This is a genomic window from Spiroplasma endosymbiont of Polydrusus formosus (genome assembly GCF_964263245.1).
GTDB lineage: Bacteria > Bacillota_I > Bacilli_A > Mycoplasmatales > Mycoplasmataceae > Spiroplasma.
In genome coordinates this window covers 186,991-205,815 of sequence record NZ_OZ181656.1, presented here as the reverse complement: position 1 = coordinate 205,815, position 18,825 = coordinate 186,991, and the positions used below count along the sequence as shown (strand labels likewise).

Genomic DNA, 18,825 nt, shown 5'->3' with positions numbered 1-18,825 from the left:
AACAATTTGTTCATCAACAATTAAATAGTTTTTAATAAGATTAATAAGTTCTAATTTATCGGTTTTTTGCAAAAAAAAATTATTAATACCTAATATATCAATATCTTTAACTAATAATTTTTCTTTCCGAAATTTACTAATATTTTTTTCTAATTCTTACTCAATTTTTGTTACATCTTCCCATAACACAAACTTTCATCTTCAATTTGATCCATGTCTAAACCCATATCAGATTAAATGTTAAATTATTAACATATTCAACCCTATTTTCTTGTTTTTGTTTTTTAGTTTAAATAAACTGTTGTTGTTTTAAATATTGAATTTGTATTAAACTATTTTTAATTTCAATTTTATTATTTTTAAGTACTTTTTCTAAATTAATAATGTTAATTCTAATTAGATTTAATTCATTTTTAAAATTTTTTATTAGCTAAATTATACTTGTAAGTGCAAGTAAATAAAATTGCAAAAAATTTCATATAAAAATTTCATGATGCTAAGTTTATTTTAGAAAAATTAAAGCAAGGAGTTTTTTATATGGGATATAAACATCTTGGCATAGATGAAAGAATTTATATTGAGAATCAATTGAAATTTAAATTAAAAATTAGTGAAATAGCTAAAAATCTTAATCGAAGTATTATTACTATTATTCGAGAAGTTAATAGAAATAAAGATAATAATCATTATTTTTCATTAATTGCACAAAATAAAGCAGAAAATAGAAAACAATCACATGTTTATTTTCATAAGTTTAAAAATAGAGAATTAGTAAAATATGTACAACAAAAATTATTATTAGGTTGATCGCCTGAACAAATTTATGGAAGAATTAAAAATTTTCATAAAGAATGAATTATTAGTTTTAAAACAATTTACAATTGAATTTATTCTGGATTACTTGAAAAGGTTACTAATAAAAATTTAAGAAGAAAAGGTAAGAAACGAAAATCTCAAGAAAATCGCGGTAAATTTAATGGTAAATCAATTAAAGAACGAAATGTTAATGTTAATAATCGCATAACTGTTGGCCATTGAGAGGGTGATACTATAGCATCATCGCGAGGTAAAAGTAAATCATGTTTAATAACTTTAGTTGAAAGAACATCAAGATTTACTTTAGCAATGTTAGTTGAAAATAGAACTACTAAAGTTATTAACGAAAACATTAGCCATTATTTATCAATTCTTCCAAATAATCTTGTTAAAACTATAACATTTGATAGAGGTAAAGAATTTGCTAATTGACAACAACTTGAAAAAAATTTAAATGTGAAAATTTATTTTGCTAATGCATATTCACCCTGACAAAGAGGTACTAATGAAAATACTAATGGGTTAATTAGAGAAAAATTTCCTAAAAAATTTAATTTTTCAAATACCACGAAAAATGCAGTTCATAAATTTATATTGTCTTTAAACCATAGACCAAGAAAAATACTAAATTATCTTTCACCAATCGAATATTTGGTTAGAAAAATAATTTAGTTGCACTTAACTTTACAATTAGGCGTATAAAATAAAATTATGCTTTTAATAAAAAAATTAAAAATGATGCTTTAAACTATAATGGTTTGATAGGTTACAATAAGTTGGATCATATTTATGTGGACTTTCAAATAAAATATAATTATAAAGAAAGTAAGAATAACATATCAAAAATTTTATCAAAATAATAACAAATAAAAAACGAATCTAGTACGTATTAAAACCTTAAAAGATGGAATAAATGACTAAAAATTATTATTTTGTTTATTCACACTTATACTTAAATAATAATTTGTTAGCAAAAGTTAAAAGTGGTTTAAGATCAGTCGGAGGAGTTATAGTAACATTATTGAGTAAAATTCCAGAAATTGCAACTTTCGTTGGAATTGTTGCTTCATTATTAATTTCACAATGATGTGTTTGAAATATTCCATCATATGATCAAAGCGATGGTGTTGGTATTGATTTAATCAAAGTGGTTCATCAAATAATAACTTTTGTTTGAGTACAATAAATTATTAGTTTTTTATCAAAATAAGACAAGACCCAAATTTATTATTTACAATACTGCCAGGTTATTATATTAGTTTTTATATTTTTGATTAAAATAAACAAATAAAAACTCAAATGTTGTTGAGTTTTTATTTGTTTATTATTAAAAAGTTTTAACAATTTTTTTAATTTCTTCATCATATTGGTCAATTAATTCATCTGGCGTTAGAGAGTTTGTTGGGGCCACTTTTGTTCCTGCTACAAGGATTGGTTGATTAACGCTTGCGCCAACAAATTCTCATGTTCCTTTTAAATATTCAGTGTAATTTCCTCAAGGGTATCACCCAAAAGGTGCCCCTTGGGTTGTTAAAATTTGAACTTTTAAATGGGGTAATAACCCAATTGCACCCCATTTTTTCGAATATTTATAAGAAAATGTTTTATCAACAACTAACACGTGATCTAAATAATTTTTCATTAAGCCTGAAACATTAAAATTATTCATTGAACATACAACAATAACTTTTTGGACTTCTTTTAATTGGTTAATATAAACATCAGTATCCTCTGTATTAAAAAAAGTTCCAAAGTTATCTCGTGTAAGTGTTTTAACAGCCATTGGATCATCATTTAGATCTAAATTAATAATTTCATCTTTTGGATTGTCAACTTTATAATATTTAATAAAACGGGCTGCTAAAGTCCTTGAATATGATTTTTCATTTGGTATAACTGTTCCATAAATTACTAATACTTTATTTGCCATGATTATCTTCCCTTTCTTGTTTTATTTTATCATAATTTATAATATAATCTGTTTGATAATAACAATAATAATACATTAAGATGATAATTTTTAATAATTTGTAAATTTTGATAAATTTTTAAAAATAGCAAATGATTTTTAGTATTTTAATAAAAAAATTATAGCAATGAAAAAGAGAAAAAAATATTATGTATAATAAAAAAGCAAAGTTATTGTTAAAATAGCAAATATAACACCCTTTGGTACTTTTTGTGAAATAAAATATGCGGTAGATTTAATTCATATTAGTTAATTTTCCAATTTATTTATCAAAGACATCAGATTTTTTTGATGTTGATGATGAAATTGAAGTTTAAATACTAGATTTTGATTCAGTTAGTAAACATATTTAAATTAAGTTATAAAAATTGCCGTCCAAAATTATTGAAAAATGACAATAATTAAACAGAAGAAAAACAACCAAATTTTAAATTATTACCTAATAATCATGATTTATTATCAAATAAATAAACTAATAAAAATTAATAAAAAAATAAAAAGTAGTTTATAACAGTGCACCTTTTTATTAAATACTAATAAAAATTATTTACTATTTTTTAGTATATCTTTTTCTTTACGGTTTGAATATAAATTATTTCATTTCATAACATCTTTTATATATTATTCGTGTTAATTATATATTTTCTTATTGATTGTAGCTTTCTTAAATAATGAATGAAAACTTTCTATAACAATATTATCTTCATAGTGGTATTTTTTCCTTATTGAAATTATAATACCGTTAGATAAACATTTATCGTGATAAATGGCGAATTTATATTGATATCCGTGATCTTAGTTAATTATTATTCCATTCAGATCTTTTTTTATCAATTTTATTTTATTAATTGCATAATTTAAATTATCTATTACTAATTTATTGTTGTATATATTTAGATCACTTTACATCAACTATTTCTTTAGTATATTTATCAATAATTGTTGATTGATAATATCTTTCTCTTTTTCAAATTAAATATGTTACATCAGTATATAGTACTAAAAACCTTGTTTTTATATCGTTTAATTTACGATTAATTAAATCAAGATATTGCAATAAACTTTTTTCTTTATTCTGTTTATACTTCATTTTTCTTCTCATTTTTCTTATATATTCAGGTTATATTTGATTATGAATCATAATTATTAAAACTTTTTTTTGAATTATATTTTATGCCTAATTGTAAAGTTAAGTGCAACTAAATTATTTTTCTAACCAAATATTCGATTGGTGAAAGATAATTTAGTATTTTTCTTGGTCTATGGTTTAAAGACAATATAAATTTATGAACTGCATTTTTCGTGGTATTTGAAAAATTAAATTTTTTAGGAAATTTTTCTCTAATTAACCCATTAGTATTTTCATTAGTACCTCTTTGTCAGGGTGAATATGCATTAGCAAAATAAATTTTCACATTTAAATTTTTTTCAAGTTGTTGTCAATTAGCAAATTCTTTACCTCTATCAAATGTTATAGTTTTAACAAGATTATTTGGAAGAATTGATAAATAATGGCTAATGTTTTCGTTAATAACTTTAGTAGTTCTATTTTCAACTAACATTGCTAAAGTAAATCTTGATGTTCTTTCAACTAAAGTTATTAAACATGATTTACTTTTACCTCGCGATGATGCTATAGTATCACCCTCTCAATGGCCAACAGTTATGCGATTATTAACATTAACATTTCGTTCTTTAATTGATTTACCATTAAATTTACCGCGATTTTCTTGAGATTTTCGTTTCTTACCTTTTCTTCTTAAATTTTTATTAGTAACCTTTTCAAGTAATCCAGAATAAATTCAATTGTAAATTGTTTTAAAACTAATAATTCATTCTTTATGAAAATTTTTAATTCTTCCATAAATTTGTTCAGGCGATCAACCTAATAATAATTTTTGTTGTACATATTTTACTAATTCTCTATTTTTAAACTTATGAAAATAAACATGTGATTGTTTTCTATTTTCTGCTTTATTTTGTGCAATTAATGAAAAATAATGATTATTATCTTTATTTCTATTAACTTCTCGAATAATAGTACTAATACTTCGATTAAGATTTTTAGCTATTTCACTAATTTTTAATTTAAATTTCAATTGATTCTCAATATAAATTCTTTCATCTATGCCAAGATGTTTATATCCCATATAAAAAACTCCTTGCTTTAATTTTTCTAAAATAAACTTAGCATCATGAAATTTTTATATTAAATTTTTTGCAATTTTATTTACTTGCACTTACAAGTATAATTTAGCTTATATCATAATCTTCATTTAAATATTTAGTAATTCTTCGATATCCAAATTGTTTTAAATTTTATTCATAGACTTTTACAATATCATTTATTGCTTTTTTATTTTTTTTGCTACTGTCATAATTTTTATATTTACCTCAATAACTACGTTTTAACCCTGTTATTTCTAGTAATAATTTTATTTAATATTCACAACAATTTTGTTTAATAAAATAGACGATTATTAATTTGTTTAATTGTAAAAGTCATGGAGTTTTTTAATAATTAATACTCTTTTTTATTATATTAAAAAACTCTTTTGGTAAAAGATATTTTAGATCATTTATGGTTGTTTAATTTCCTTTTTTTATGATTTACTCATTAAGATCTTGCTGTATTTTCATTTAGATTACATTGTTTTGCTGCTATTCAACAACTTTTTTTGTTTAATTTCCTCAATGATTTTTGTTCTAAATTCTGATGTATATTTGTTATATTTTTGTTATTTTCTTGCCATATAAAATGCACCCTTTATAAAAATTTAATAAAATATTTTTTATTTTACTTACTTTTTTGGGTGCACTCTTAAGTATTTCTTTCTTCTTTTTTTTCAGCATGGATCATTTTATCAGTTCAAGCTGAGATAATACCACTGCCTTTACCAACTTTCCCCATAATTTTATTGCCATTCGCATATCCCGCAAAAGTAATGCGAATACCACTAGGAAAAACAATTTCACCACCCTCTTTAACATTTTTCGGTCAAAAATTAACCCCCGTTTCCATTATCAGGTTCGATATCAACCCCATATTTATCATATAGATAATTACAGACATTAATATGGTATCACCAAATGTCGTATCTTCGTGGTATTGGTGTATCTTCGTAAAATGATCAACGAAGCATCAGTAAAATTACAAGCAAAAAATAACTTTTCTGCTAAATGATTTCATGTTTTATTAGTACCACGCCCTGCTGAAACAAATTTAAAAAAACAGGGTGAAGTAAAATATCGAGCATAATTATCTCCCACAAAATATTTAAATACTTCTCAATCAAAACCAAAATTATAGTCACTAAAATTGCAATTATATTTTTTATTTAAATGTTTATAACTATTAACTCGTTTTTATTGTTAATATTGCTAAATTCTTGCATATTTATTAACCTCTTTATTTTACATATAATACATTATAAGAAAAAATGAAGAGAATTTGTATAAAAATGAAAAAATTTAAAAATTTAATATTTGATGAACGAGATTTTTTTAAGAATTTATTGTTATCTGATGCTTTTAAAAAGAAAAATGGTGCGATTAATTTATCAGAAATAGCAAGACAAATTGGTTGTGGAATTAACACTGTTAAAAGAGAAATTAAGCGATTTAAAAATATACAAGATTATAAACCATCAGATGCTCACAAAGATTATAAACAAAAGCGTAAAAAAATGTATTAAAAAAATACCTTAATTTACAAAAAAGCAGTTAGATTTTATTAAAACAATATTTAATAAATACCACGATAAACTCGAACAATTGATTTATCGTTATTTTATAAAATTTGGTGTCAAATTTTCTGCTTGTGTTAAAATTTTATATAAATTAATTCTCTTAGGAAAATTATAATTAATAAAAGAAAATTTGCCTCATCGTGGTAAAAAATATAAAACAAAACAAAAACCTGATAATAGTGGAAAATTAATTAATTTTAAATCAATTTGAGATATTGAAAATAAAATTTCTAATGTTGGTTTATTTAAAATGGATACTGTAGTTGATAAAGATCATCAATTTAGTAATTTAATTTTAGTTGAACAATTGAACACAATCAAGTAAAAATACTTTGTAATGAAATTTAAAAATCATACTGCTAATGAAGTTGTAGAAAAGTTTAAAGATATTGTTATAAGTAATAATTTAATTTGGAAAATTAAAGGAATAATAACCGATAGGGCAAAGAATTTAGTAAATGAAGAGAAATGGAAATATTTACTGAAACACAAGTTTATTTTTGTGATCCTGGTTAAACCACAACAAAAACAATTAATTGAACATATGAACAGCGAATTTAGATATTGACTTCCTAAGGGAACTGATTTTAATAATGTTAGTCAAAAAATGATAGATTGAATAGTTAATGTTATAAATGATAAACTTGAATCGTGTTTTACTTGAATAATTGCAAAAGCAATGTTTTTACAAAATATTAAATAAATTTATTAGTTTAAAATTAATAAATTATTTTTATCGTGCTTAAATGTACTTAAAATAAGATGAAATTACAAAAATTTATTTTTTTTTTTTGAAAAAATGGTTGCAATTTATTAAAAATATTTTATTATTAACTAAACAATATATAAATTTGCCGTTTGTATCTACACAATGCCTTTTATAAAATTATAAAAATTTTTTTCCGTTAATTCCTTTGGTCATAACCATCAGTAACCATACTAATACAACACCATTTTTACTAAATGTTTTTCAACGGCATAACATAGAGGATAATACTGACAAAAACTAAGTTTATTATGAAACAAAATATTATTTTTTCTTAGGATTTATTGCAAGCAACGGTCAGAAGGTATCTAGTGCTGATACATCATTATAATAATGAATGCTATGTATTAATAACTTGATAATTATGTTATTTAAAAGTTTTATTAATAAAATTGTAAATTGTAAATTCTTTTTCCCTTAAAATACAAAAATAAAACAAAAAAATAATAGAGCAAAATCAGCGCTGAGCAACCGTACTAATTCAATAAATTGTCATATTATTCCAACTACCAGCACCTCTTGTTATAGTCACCCATTACCATTCCTAAAGTAAAAAATAAAAATGTTAACAAAGCAGCAAATAAAATGTATAATAAGAAAAGATGATTAGTAACAAAGCGACAAAATCTTAATTTTGTAAAATAAATTAATCCCCTTAAGGAAAAAAATATAAATTAAAAAAATCAGTTTGGAAAATTCATCAACCAACAAAATATCATAAATAATTTAACCAATTAAATTGATAATAAAATAAACTATAAAAAATAATTTAACAGTAATTTAATTTTTTCAAAATTAAAGATAATCCTATAAAAAATTAAATGTTTAATGCATTCTGTTTGTGCAATCTTACTCCTTCTGCTGATGATACTTATTGTATAAAATATTTTTACTAATTTTATATTTATTGGCAACCAAATCAATTGCTTGTTTAACCCGATAATTTTGTTTGATAATTAATTGTTCAATTTCAGCAATTAAAATTTCATCTGCCACCACTGCTTGTACAGGGGCAATAAAACCATCAACAACAATCACATATTCTCCAAAAGCTAAATATTCTTCTTGTTGTAAAAAAACAATAACATCACTTAAAAGACCGCGATATCATTGTTCATTAATTTTGGTAATTTCTTTTCCCACCGCAATTTGGCGATCGTCAAAAACGTTTTTCATAAGAGCTAGCGTTACTAATAATCGGTGTGGTGCTTCATAAAAAATAACTGGATATGGAAATAATATTAATTCCTCTAACTCCTGAGCTTTTTTTGCTTTTGCTTTATTTAAAAAACCAAAGAACAAAAAATGTTGGGGGTTAAGACCTGAACTAACAATGGCATTTAGCGCCGCGTTCGCTCCACTAACCGGCACAACATCATAGGAGGAGGAATAATGTGTTATAATATGTTGAACAGCACAGTATCCCGGATCGCTAATCAATGGATAACCCGAATCACTAATAATTGCAATTGATAAATTTTGAGCTAAATCATCCAACATTTCGGTTAAACGATGCATTTCATTTTCTTTATTTAAAGAAACTAATTTCTTTTTACAATCAAAATAATTCAATAGTTTAAGAGTATTACGGGTGTCTTCACAATAAATTTTTTGAACATCATTTTTAATAACAGCAATTGCTCGCGGGGTCATTTCTTGTAAATTACCAATTGGCGTTGCAATTAAATACAGTTTTGGATTATTACTTTTAAAGCTATATTGTTTAATTTTGTTTATCATTTATTTACCATTATAAAGACTCATTAATTTATCAAAATTATCGCCTTTAATTAAATGCTGGACGATAATTATATAAACCCTTTCTAACAAATCATGCTCAATAACCGTTAATTGGTCAGTAGGAAACTTCCCTAAAACTCAGTTCCGGGTTGTAATTTGGAAATCTTTCCCAATTCCTAAGCGAATCCGGTAAAAATTATCACTACCTAATTTTTGAATTAAATTTTTAATTCCATTATGTCCGGCATTTGAACCATTCTTTTTTAACTTAATAGTATTAAAAGGAAGATCCTTATCATCATAAATCACAATAATATCCTCATAAGATAATTTATAAAATTGTTTAATTTGACTAACCGCAACCCCACTTAAATTCATAAATGTTTGTGGTTGACAAAAAATAACTTTTTCATTGTTAATGGTTGTCTCTCATAAAAAAGCATTAAAAGCATTTTTCTGTTTTACTAAATTAAATTTATGCACCAATTTATCAACTGCCAAAAAACCAATATTATGTCTTGTATAAGTATATTCCCTACTTTTATTACCCAAACCCACAATTAACTTCATAATTTCGCTACTTTTTACTTTAACACTCTTTGATAAATTTTTTCAACATTCCGCAAAAAATAATTGTTATCAAATAATTTCTCTAATTTTGACAATGGTAAATATTTTGCCACATTATTTTCAATTAAAACATCTTTAAAATCAGTTTGTTGTTGTTGTGTAATTAAAGTACATTTTTGAATAAAATCATAGACTTCTTCGCGAGAATAATTTGTTATTTGTAAAATATTTGTTAAAACAACCTGACTAAAATAAATTTTATTAGCTTGTTGTAAATGTTCAATAATTTTATCAGTAATAACAACTAAATCATTAATAACTCCAATCACCCGTTTCAAGAGATAAACCACCAAGTGATATGTATCAGGAATAATAATTCGTTCATTACTACTATGGGAAATATCACGTTCGTGTCATAACAAATTATTTTCAAAAGTAACATTCATATTACTACGAATCAAACGACCTAATCCAGCAATGTTTTCAGCACTAATAGGATTCTTTTTATGAGGCATTGATGATGACCCTTTTTGTTTTTTGCTAAATCCTTCGACAATTTCACTAACTTCTGAGCGTTGGAAATGCCGAAACTCAAGCGCCATTTTCTCTAGTAAACTTGCAATTTGTCCAAAACTAGTAAATAATGAAACATGGTAATCTCGTGATGTTACTTGCGTTGTAATTGAATCAATCTTTAAACCTAATTGTTTCGCAACGTATGCCTCTACTCCCACTTCAACATGGGCAAAATTACCAACAGATCCCGATATTTTCGCAACAGCAATTCCCGTGGAAGCTGCTTGAAACCTAATTATATTTCGTTCTAATTCCGCATACCAAAGTAAAAACTTCAATCCTAACGAGGTTGGTTCAGCAAACATTCCATGTGTACGCCCCATAATTAATTGATTTTTATAAGCCAAAGCTTTTTCTTTTAAAATCGCTTTTAATTCTAATAAATATTTTTCAACAATTTTGTTTGATTCTTTCATTAAATAATTTTGACTAGTATCAACAATATCAGTTGATGTTAAACCATAATGAATTCATTTTTTTTCTGGTCCTAATGTTTCAGATAACACTCGGGTAAAAGCAACAACATCATGCTTTGTTTCTGCTTCTAATTCCGCCATTCGGGGTAAATTTATTGTTAAATTAGCTTTAATTTTAGCAATATCATCGTGTGGAATTAATCCTACCTGCCCCCATCCCTCACAAACTAATAATTCTACTTTTGCTCAAATCTTATGTTTATTATCATCATTTCAAATTGCGCCAATCTCTGGAACAAAATAACGTTCAATCATTAGAAAATATCCTTATTCATTAAAATAGTTTGTTCACGATCAGGACCAACAGAAAATAAGCTAATCGGAACCCCAACAATTTCTTCTAGTTTCATTAAATACTGTTGCGCATTAGGAGGCAACTGTTCAAAGGTGATAACATTACTAATATCTTCTTCTCAACCAGGAATCGTAATTAAAATTGGTTTACACATTTCATATTCTTTAATCGTGCTTGGAACATAATCAATTTGTTTACCATTATATTCATAACCAACACAAATTTTTAATTCTTTAATTGTGCTTAAAACATCTAACAACATAATTGCTATGCTAGTATAGCCACTAATACGTAATGAATGTTTCATTAAAATCCCGTCAAACCAACCAATCCGACGAGCTCGTCCTGAGACAGTTCCATATTCATGTCCGTTTTCACGAATATATGTTTCAACTTCCCCGAAAATTTCCGATGGAAATGGTCCTGTTCCAACCCGAGTATTATATGCTTTAACAATTCCTAACACATTATTAATATAACAGGGGGCAATCCCAACTCCAACAGGAATTGAAGCCGCCGTTGGATTTGATGAAGTAACAAAAGGATAAGTTCCGTGGTCTAAATCAAGCATTACCCCTTGGGCTCCTTCAAATAGCACTTTTTGATGCATATTAATTGCCTTAGAAACTAAAATTGAAGTATCGATTACTAAAGTTTTAATTTGTTGAAATAAGGCTAAATATTCTTTTCAAATTACTTTTGGATCGAAACCCTCACTATTAAAAACTTTTATTAAAACTTCATTTTTAAATTTTAAATTATTTTCTAATTTGCGTAAAAATTCCTCCTCATCAAACAGCTCTCCTAATCTAATCCCAATTCGTTCGGCTTTATCTTGATAACACGGTCCGACACCTTTTTTAGTTGTCCCAATTGAATCTTTTTGCCGATATTCTTCTTGTAACTCATCAATTTTCATATGATATGGAAAAATTAAATGGGTCCTATCACTAATTCGTAAGTTTTTACAATCAAAACCATATTTTTGCAAATAATTAATTTCACCGACTAATTTTCGTAAGTTAATAACACAACCATTTCCAATAACATTAATTGATTTCTTATTGAAAACACCTGATGGCACAATACTTAATTTATATTTTGCACCTTTAATAACAATTGTATGGCCAGCATTGTCACCGCCAGTTCAACGAACAATCACATCAGCTTGTTGTGCAAAATAATCCGTAACTTTTCCTTTCCCTTCATCTCCTCATTGACAACCAACAACTGCTAGTGTTCGATAATTTATACCACTCATAACTTATCTCCAATCTTTCTACGGTTTAATCTTAATATAAATTAACCTAATTTTTCAAATTTTTCATTTTATTTATTTTTAATTACTGATTGCACAAAACCATTAAATAATGGGTTTGGTTTATTTGGACGGGAAGTAAATTCGGGATGATATTGCGTTGCCAAATAAAACGGATGGTGGGGAAGTTCAATTACTTCCACTAAGTTTTTCTCCTTATAAAAACCACTAAATACTAATCCTGCTGCTTCTAATTGCGCACGATAATAATTATTAAATTCATAACGATGACGATGGCGTTCTAACACATCATTCCCCTGATACAATTGCTGCGCTAAAGTATTTGCTATTAATGTTGTCTTATAATTCCCAAGGCGTAATGTGCCTCCTAATTCATCGGTTTTATCTTTTCACCGAATAATATCAATAATAGCATTTTTTGTTTCTGTTAATTCCGAAGAATTAGCATCTGCAATGCGACATACATTTCGTGCAAATTCAACAACAGCCGCTTGCATCCCAAAACAAATCCCAAAAAATGGAATGTTATTTTCACGGGCAAATTGACAAGCTAAGATTTTACCTTCAAAGCCACGTTCGCCAAAACCACCAGGAACTAAAATCCCTTGCGCATTTTTAAATAATTGTTGATAATTATTTTTATTTACTTTCTCTGCTTTAATTCAGTCAAATTTAATTTTAACTTTATTTTCATAACCAGCAATTCGTAATGACTCACTAACCGACAAATAAGCATCGGGAAGTTCGATATATTTCCCAACTATTTTAATTTCAATTTTCTGTTTTGACTGGTTAATTTTTTTAACAAAAAGGTTTCAGGCAGTCATATCCGTTTTGGTAATTTTTAAATTTAATAATTTAACAATTACTATTTGGGCATTTTGCTCATACATCTTTAATGGTATTTCATAAATACTAGCCACATCATTTGCAACTAAAACATTACTTTTTTCAATATTGCAAAATAAAGCAATCTTTTCGATTACATTTTCATCAAGAACTTGTTCTGCCCGGGCCACAACAATATCTGGTTGAATTCCCAATGACAATAATTCCCGTACAGAATGTTGGGTTGGTTTTGTTTTTGATTCTTTTGATGCCGCAATATAAGGAACCAATGAAACATGCATATAAATAACATTTTCACGTCCTTGTTCCATTCGAACTTGTCGAATTGCTTCAATAAAAGGTAATGATTCAATATCACCAACAGTACCACCAATCTCCGTAATAACAATATCAGCTTTTGATGTTGCTGCTGCATGATAAACTTTCTTTTTAATTTCATTCGTAACATGAGGCACTACTTGTACGGTTTCCCCATCATATTCACCACGACGTTCTTTTTCAATCACATTTTTATAAATTCGTCCCGAGGTAATATTTGATTCTTTTGTTAAATTTTCATCAATAAAACGTTCATAATGTCCTAAATCTAAATCTGTTTCAGCACCATCCGCTGTTACAAAAACTTCCCCATGTTGATAAGGACTCATTGTTCCGGGGTCAATATTTAAATATGGGTCAAATTTTTGCATAAAAACATTTAGACCACTTGCTTTTAATAAAACACCAATTGAAGACGCTGTAATGCCTTTCCCTAAACCACTTACAACTCCGCCAGTTACAAAAATATATTTTGCCATTGTTTTATCATCCTTTCGTCCCTAAATTAAAAAGAGTTTAGAAATTAACGTAATTGTCAGTTCTAACACTATTTAATATTTGGTATTAATTATTTTATTCCATTTCTTCTTCAAGATCTTTTCAATTAATTTCTTCTGTAATATCCAATTTAGATGCTACTGTTTCATCATCATCGTAAATCAAACAATCATTGGCAATTAAATCGTTTTCAACTTCTATTTCAACAAAATCATCTTCCTCATTATCTTCTTCGTCTAATATATCATCAAAATAAATAGCATCAATCAATGATTCTTCATTATCACTTTCCTCTTCATCTTCTTTGTTTAAATCAATATCTTCAAATTCTTCTGTTGTTTCAAATTTATCAGTATAATCATATTGCTTTTTAATTTCATCGTATTTTAAAAACTCACGCAATCCTCACATACCTTTACTTGTTAAAACAAATCGATTATCTAAAACTAAATCAGTATATAATTCAGCAATAACATCTTCCTTACTTGACCCATGAACTGTTACATAACTTTTTGATGCAATATCATTTCATATATTTTCAAAAGTATCACTTCTTTTTTTCTTCTTTAAATATAAAGACACTAATTTTAATAATTCTATACTATTGTTCATTAATTTAAACCTTTCCTATTAATCGTTTTCGTATTTTTCCCTAATTGAAAATCAAATTGTTGTTGTTGCCTTATTGCTATTATTTTTAAATGATAAGACTTCCGAAACATCCATAATGCATTTGATTCCTGATGATGTATCAATATAAATTTGTTTTGTATAACTATCATATAATTTAACTGGTTTTAAGTTATATTCAACCATAAAGTAATTATAATGGTTTTTATATTTTTTTATAAAATTATTTTTAATTTCTTCTAAATTTCTTTTCTCATGGTTTATTTTTTGGAAAAATGTCCGGTTGGTTAACATTTTAATTAAAGTACCTAAAATCGCATCATTTTCACTCTCTAACATTTTTAAATAGGTAAATAAAGTATAATCATCTAACAAACAATATTGTTTAGGACTCATCATCTTACCTTGCAAAAGCGGTGTTAACAAAGTAATAATTGCTTTGTTCTTAAACTGATGTTTACTGTGATACAAATCATATAACCGTTTAAACATCATTTCAAAAGTTAAATCAAACCCAATTCCTAATGGGTGTAAATAAATTTGTTTATACATATGATAACGACCAATTAAAAATGATTCAATGGCATATTGGACTTTTACTGGGAAAACAATTTTATTATCCTTAATAAACAAGTTACGAATAATTCATTGTGTATCAACACGACTATAGTCAACACCACTTATTTGCCCATCTCGTAATAAGTAGTCCATCCGATCAGCATCTAATTGGGAAGAAACTAAAGATGATAAAACACCATCAGGATGTTTTCCTTCAATAATCATACATAATTCATTAATTTCCTCTGGACTAAATTCATCTGCTAAAATTTGATTAAGTTTGGTTGTTGGACTTTTAATTAATAAGGATGAATAATTTTCATGACTAATGTGTTGTTTTGTTACTTTATTAATTATTTCAAAGGTATGAGAAAAAGGACCGTGGCCAACATCATGCAATAAGCCTGCTAATTTAACTAACAATTGTTCATGCTTATTATACATTTCTTGAAAACTTGCTGTTTCCAACATTTGACCAACAAGATGATAAACACCAATACAATGTGAAAAACGCGTATGAGAAGCACTTGGAAAAACAAATTGTCCTCCAGCCAATTGGCTAACACGTCGTAATCGTTGAAATTCGGGAGTGTTAATTAATTTAACTGTAATTTCTTCATTTATTTCAATATCGCCATGAACACTATCCCTAATTGTTAGTGGTAGTTTCGTTGTTGTATTATTGTAATTTAGTAATATTACTAATTACTTGTTCTTTCCCTAATAAATAAATAATCTTCGTTAGTTCTGGTCCGTGTTCTTGATGAGAAGTAAAAATTCGAATTGGCATAAATAAATTATTTCCTTTCACAACATATTGATCGCCCGTTTTTGTAATTAGTTCTTTAATATTAATTTCTGTTCAATCAGCAATATCCGTCAAACCTGTTTTAAAAGTTGTTATCATTGCTTCATAACCACTTAATTTAGTTAACATTGCTTGCGTCGCTGATGATAACTTTGTTATTGGTTCAAAAAATGGTTTTGCTAAAGCCACAATTTCGGTACCATATTGCAACTCTTTTTTATATATTAATAATAACATATTTATTCAGGCAGCTGTTTTTTTTGTTAAGTCATATTCCGCTGCTAAAAATGGTCGAACAAAAGCTAAATATTCTTCATCACTCATTTGTTTCAAATAATAATTATTTATTCAAGTTAATTTCTTAACATCAAACATACTTGGTGATTTACTAAAACGGGTTTCATCAAAGATTTTAATTAATTCATCGTGACTGAAAATTTCTGTTGTATCGATTGGTGATCAACCTAATAAACTAATAAAATTAAAGATTGCCGCTGGTAAATATCCAAATGTCCGATATTGACTAATAAATTGCATTAAATGACCATCACGTTTTGATAACTTCTTATGTTGTTCATTAACAATTAAAGTTAGGTGGGCAAAAACAGGTGGTTGGGCCTTAAATGCCTCATAAATCATTAATTGTTTTGGCGTATTTGAAATATGTTCCTCTCCCCGCACAACATGACTAATTTCCATTAACATATCGTCAATCACAACAGCAAAGTTATAAGTTGGAATTCTGTTTGATTTTAAAATAACCCAGTCCCCCAAATCTTTTCCTTTAAAATGAACAGCACCCCTTACTAAATCATTAAAATTATAGGTTGCTTCATCAGGAACAAAAAATCGTAAATTATATGGTATTTTCTGTGATAATTTCTCTACAATCACGGTTTGTGTTAATTTCCAACATTTCCGATTGTAGTGTGGTGAAAGATGCTCTTTTGATAATTGCGCTTCCCGATTTTTTTCAAGTTCTTCGGGCGTGCAAAAACAATAATATGCTTTTTTCATTGTTAATAACTCTTGTGCATATTTTTGATAAAGTTCTAACCGTTCTAACTGGCGATATGAGCCATAAGCCCCTGGTTTATCAATTGTTTCATCTGGCTCAATTCCTAATCATAGTAAATTATCTAATTGTGAAGCAACCGATCCTTCCACATTCCGTTTAAGATCGGTATCTTCAATTCGCACAACAAAAACACCATGATAATGCTTCGCAAATAAATAATTAAATAATGCTGTTCTCGCATTACCAATATGTAAAAACCCCGTTGGACTTGGGGCATAACGTAACCTAACTTTTTGATTCATTTTAATCCCTCATTCTACCTTTTTGTTTCGTTACTTTTAGGCAAAAATAATAATGTTGTATAATTTTGAATAATATTTGGAAAATTTTGTTCCGTTATCATTGTTTTTAAATTAATTTTGTCATGATCAATTTGCAATAATTTTTGTAAATTAACTTTAATTGCTTTTTTATTATCTTGTAAATAGGGTGGTTAATAAACAATTATTGTTGAATCAATATTGCCAATTTGATAATTTTATGATGTCATTAAGTCAAATGCTTTTCTAAAATTACTGACGAAGCAAGCTTTTGGTTTGATAGAACAAACCATTCCCTAAATCGCCTAATCCTAGGACGCAAATAATTGCCTCACTAATTGTATGAAACAAAATATCACCATCTAAAATAGCTCCCACTTGGTATTAAGGGATAATAAAAATTTCCCAAAAATAAAAACAAGTTTTCTCTGTTAAATTATGTAAATCATAAATATTACCAACTCACATTATTTTTATCCCTAAACATTAAATTTAAAAAAACAAACATCGCCATCTTGCATAACATAGGTTTTTCCTTCACTTCGTAAGCGGCCATTTTCTTTGACTACTTTTTCGCTGCCATATTTCACTAGATCAGCATATGAATAAACTTCTGCGCGAATAAACCCCTGTTCAAAATCTGAATGAATAATCCCGGCGCACATTGGCGCGGTTGCGCCTTTTTTAAAAGTTCATGCCCGTACTTCTTGCTTACCAGCTGTAAAAAATGTTTGTAATCCTAATAAAGCATACGATTTTTTGATTAGTTGACTTAAGCCAGCTTCTTTAATGCCATAATCAGCCATTAGTAACTCGCGATCTACCGATTCTTCTTCTAAAGCTGACAACTCCTCTTCAATTTTAGCGCAAATAACAACAACCTCAATTTGTTGTTGACTAGCATATTCTTTAACTGTTTTAACATACAAATTATCGATTTGATTAAGGTCAGCTTCATCAACATTCGCAACATAAATAAATGGCTTAATTGTTAATAAATTAAAATTATTGACTACTTTTAATTCATCATCCGATAATGTTATATCTTTTAATAATTTATTTTCAGCTAAGGTCGCTGCTAACCTTATCAATAATTCGTATTCAAAAACACCTTCTTTTTGTTTGAAACTTTGAGCTTTCTTGACAACATTATCAATTCGTTTTTTAATCTGTTCTTGATCAGAAATAATTAATTCTAAATTAATGATTTCAATATCGCGAATTGGATCAATTGTTCCTTCAACATGGGTAATATCTTTATTATCAAAACAACGAATAACCATACAAATGGCATCTGCTTCCCGAATATTTTGTAAAAAAACATTCCCCAGCCCGTCACCCTTGCTAGCACCAGCAATTAATCCGGCAATATCGTAAAATTCAAAAGTACTATGGTTTGCTTTGTGCGGTTCACATAAAGTAATTAAAGTATCCATTCGTTCGTCAGGTACTTCCACTGTTCCAATATTAGGATTAATTGTTGCAAACGGATAATTAGCAACTTTAACTTGTAAATTTGTAATTGCGTTAAATAAAGTTGATTTGCCAACATTTGGTAAACCAACTATTCCCATTTTTAATGCCATCGTT

At 26.9% G+C, this 18,825-nt stretch carries 16 protein-coding genes and 1 pseudogene; 3 read left to right on the top strand and 14 right to left on the bottom strand.

Going from position 1 to position 18,825, the window contains the following annotated elements; all coding sequences use genetic code 4:
* Positions 1-537 precede the first annotated feature (537 nt).
* Together ACE38S_RS01100 and ACE38S_RS01095 are read left to right on the top strand one after the other, a co-directional pair.
* Entirely contained in the window at positions 538-1,488 is a 951-nt protein-coding gene (locus tag ACE38S_RS01100; RefSeq protein WP_374695991.1) for an IS30 family transposase, read from the top strand.
* Between the two features lie 241 nt (positions 1,489-1,729).
* Positions 1,730-2,002, top strand: coding sequence for a hypothetical protein (locus ACE38S_RS01095; protein ID WP_374695990.1), 273 nt, complete (start codon positions 1,730-1,732; stop codon positions 2,000-2,002).
* Between the two features lie 141 nt (positions 2,003-2,143).
* Here the strand turns inward: ACE38S_RS01095 and ACE38S_RS01090 are convergent, their stop codons facing one another.
* From ACE38S_RS01090 to ACE38S_RS01070, 5 genes are all read right to left on the bottom strand, one after another.
* The gene (locus ACE38S_RS01090; protein WP_374695989.1) at positions 2,144-2,746 is read right to left on the bottom strand and encodes an FMN-dependent NADH-azoreductase; all 603 of its coding nucleotides are present in this window, start codon (positions 2,744-2,746) and stop codon (positions 2,144-2,146) included.
* A 916-nt stretch (positions 2,747-3,662) separates the two neighbouring features.
* Positions 3,663-3,875 (bottom strand): hypothetical protein, encoded by a 213-nt coding sequence (locus tag ACE38S_RS01085; RefSeq protein ID WP_374695988.1) that lies wholly within the window; start codon positions 3,873-3,875, stop codon positions 3,663-3,665.
* A gap of 109 nt (positions 3,876-3,984) precedes the next feature.
* Complete coding sequence (locus tag ACE38S_RS01080; RefSeq protein WP_374695987.1) at positions 3,985-4,935, bottom strand: IS30 family transposase; 951 nt, start codon at positions 4,933-4,935, stop codon at positions 3,985-3,987.
* Between the two features lie 671 nt (positions 4,936-5,606).
* Positions 5,607-5,807 carry a hypothetical protein gene (locus ACE38S_RS01075; protein ID WP_374695986.1) on the bottom strand — a complete coding sequence of 67 codons (201 nt, stop codon included), beginning with the start codon at positions 5,805-5,807 and terminating at the stop codon, positions 5,607-5,609.
* Positions 5,808-5,857: 50 nt separating this feature from the next.
* Positions 5,858-6,055, bottom strand: coding sequence for a hypothetical protein (locus ACE38S_RS01070; RefSeq protein ID WP_374695985.1), 198 nt, complete (start codon positions 6,053-6,055; stop codon positions 5,858-5,860).
* Positions 6,056-6,246: 191 nt separating this feature from the next.
* On the opposite strand from ACE38S_RS01070, the pseudogene ACE38S_RS01065 reads away from it, so the two are divergent.
* Positions 6,247-7,237: pseudogene (locus tag ACE38S_RS01065) on the top strand (IS30 family transposase).
* A 912-nt stretch (positions 7,238-8,149) separates the two neighbouring features.
* On the opposite strand, the gene rsmI reads toward ACE38S_RS01065, so the two are convergent.
* From rsmI to ychF, 9 genes are all read right to left on the bottom strand, one after another.
* Entirely contained in the window at positions 8,150-9,040 is an 891-nt protein-coding gene (gene rsmI / locus ACE38S_RS01060) for a 16S rRNA (cytidine(1402)-2'-O)-methyltransferase (RefSeq protein ID WP_374695984.1), read from the bottom strand.
* Positions 9,041-9,610 (bottom strand): aminoacyl-tRNA hydrolase, encoded by a 570-nt coding sequence (gene pth / locus ACE38S_RS01055; protein ID WP_374695983.1) that lies wholly within the window; start codon positions 9,608-9,610, stop codon positions 9,041-9,043.
* Positions 9,611-9,624: 14 nt separating this feature from the next.
* Positions 9,625-10,917: an adenylosuccinate lyase gene (gene purB / locus ACE38S_RS01050; RefSeq protein WP_374695982.1), complete on the bottom strand. Its 1,293-nt coding sequence runs from the start codon at positions 10,915-10,917 to the stop codon at positions 9,625-9,627.
* A complete protein-coding gene (locus tag ACE38S_RS01045; RefSeq protein ID WP_374695981.1) occupies positions 10,917-12,218 on the bottom strand; it encodes an adenylosuccinate synthase in 1,302 nt (433 codons plus the stop codon). The genes purB and ACE38S_RS01045 overlap by 1 nt, the downstream gene beginning before the upstream one ends.
* A 68-nt stretch (positions 12,219-12,286) precedes the next feature.
* Positions 12,287-13,882: a CTP synthase gene (locus ACE38S_RS01040; RefSeq protein ID WP_374695980.1), complete on the bottom strand. Its 1,596-nt coding sequence runs from the start codon at positions 13,880-13,882 to the stop codon at positions 12,287-12,289.
* Positions 13,883-13,976: 94 nt separating this feature from the next.
* Positions 13,977-14,513 (bottom strand): DNA-directed RNA polymerase subunit delta, encoded by a 537-nt coding sequence (gene rpoE / locus ACE38S_RS01035; RefSeq protein ID WP_374695979.1) that lies wholly within the window; start codon positions 14,511-14,513, stop codon positions 13,977-13,979.
* Positions 14,514-14,531: 18 nt separating this feature from the next.
* Positions 14,532-15,644 (bottom strand): HD domain-containing protein, encoded by a 1,113-nt coding sequence (locus tag ACE38S_RS01030; protein ID WP_374695978.1) that lies wholly within the window; start codon positions 15,642-15,644, stop codon positions 14,532-14,534.
* A 124-nt stretch (positions 15,645-15,768) separates the two neighbouring features.
* Positions 15,769-17,217 carry a glutamate--tRNA ligase gene (gene gltX / locus ACE38S_RS01025; RefSeq protein WP_374695977.1) on the bottom strand — a complete coding sequence of 483 codons (1,449 nt, stop codon included), beginning with the start codon at positions 17,215-17,217 and terminating at the stop codon, positions 15,769-15,771.
* Between the two features lie 497 nt (positions 17,218-17,714).
* The gene (ychF, locus tag ACE38S_RS01020) at positions 17,715-18,821 is read right to left on the bottom strand and encodes a redox-regulated ATPase YchF (RefSeq protein WP_374695976.1); all 1,107 of its coding nucleotides are present in this window, start codon (positions 18,819-18,821) and stop codon (positions 17,715-17,717) included.
* Positions 18,822-18,825: the final 4 nt, after the last annotated feature.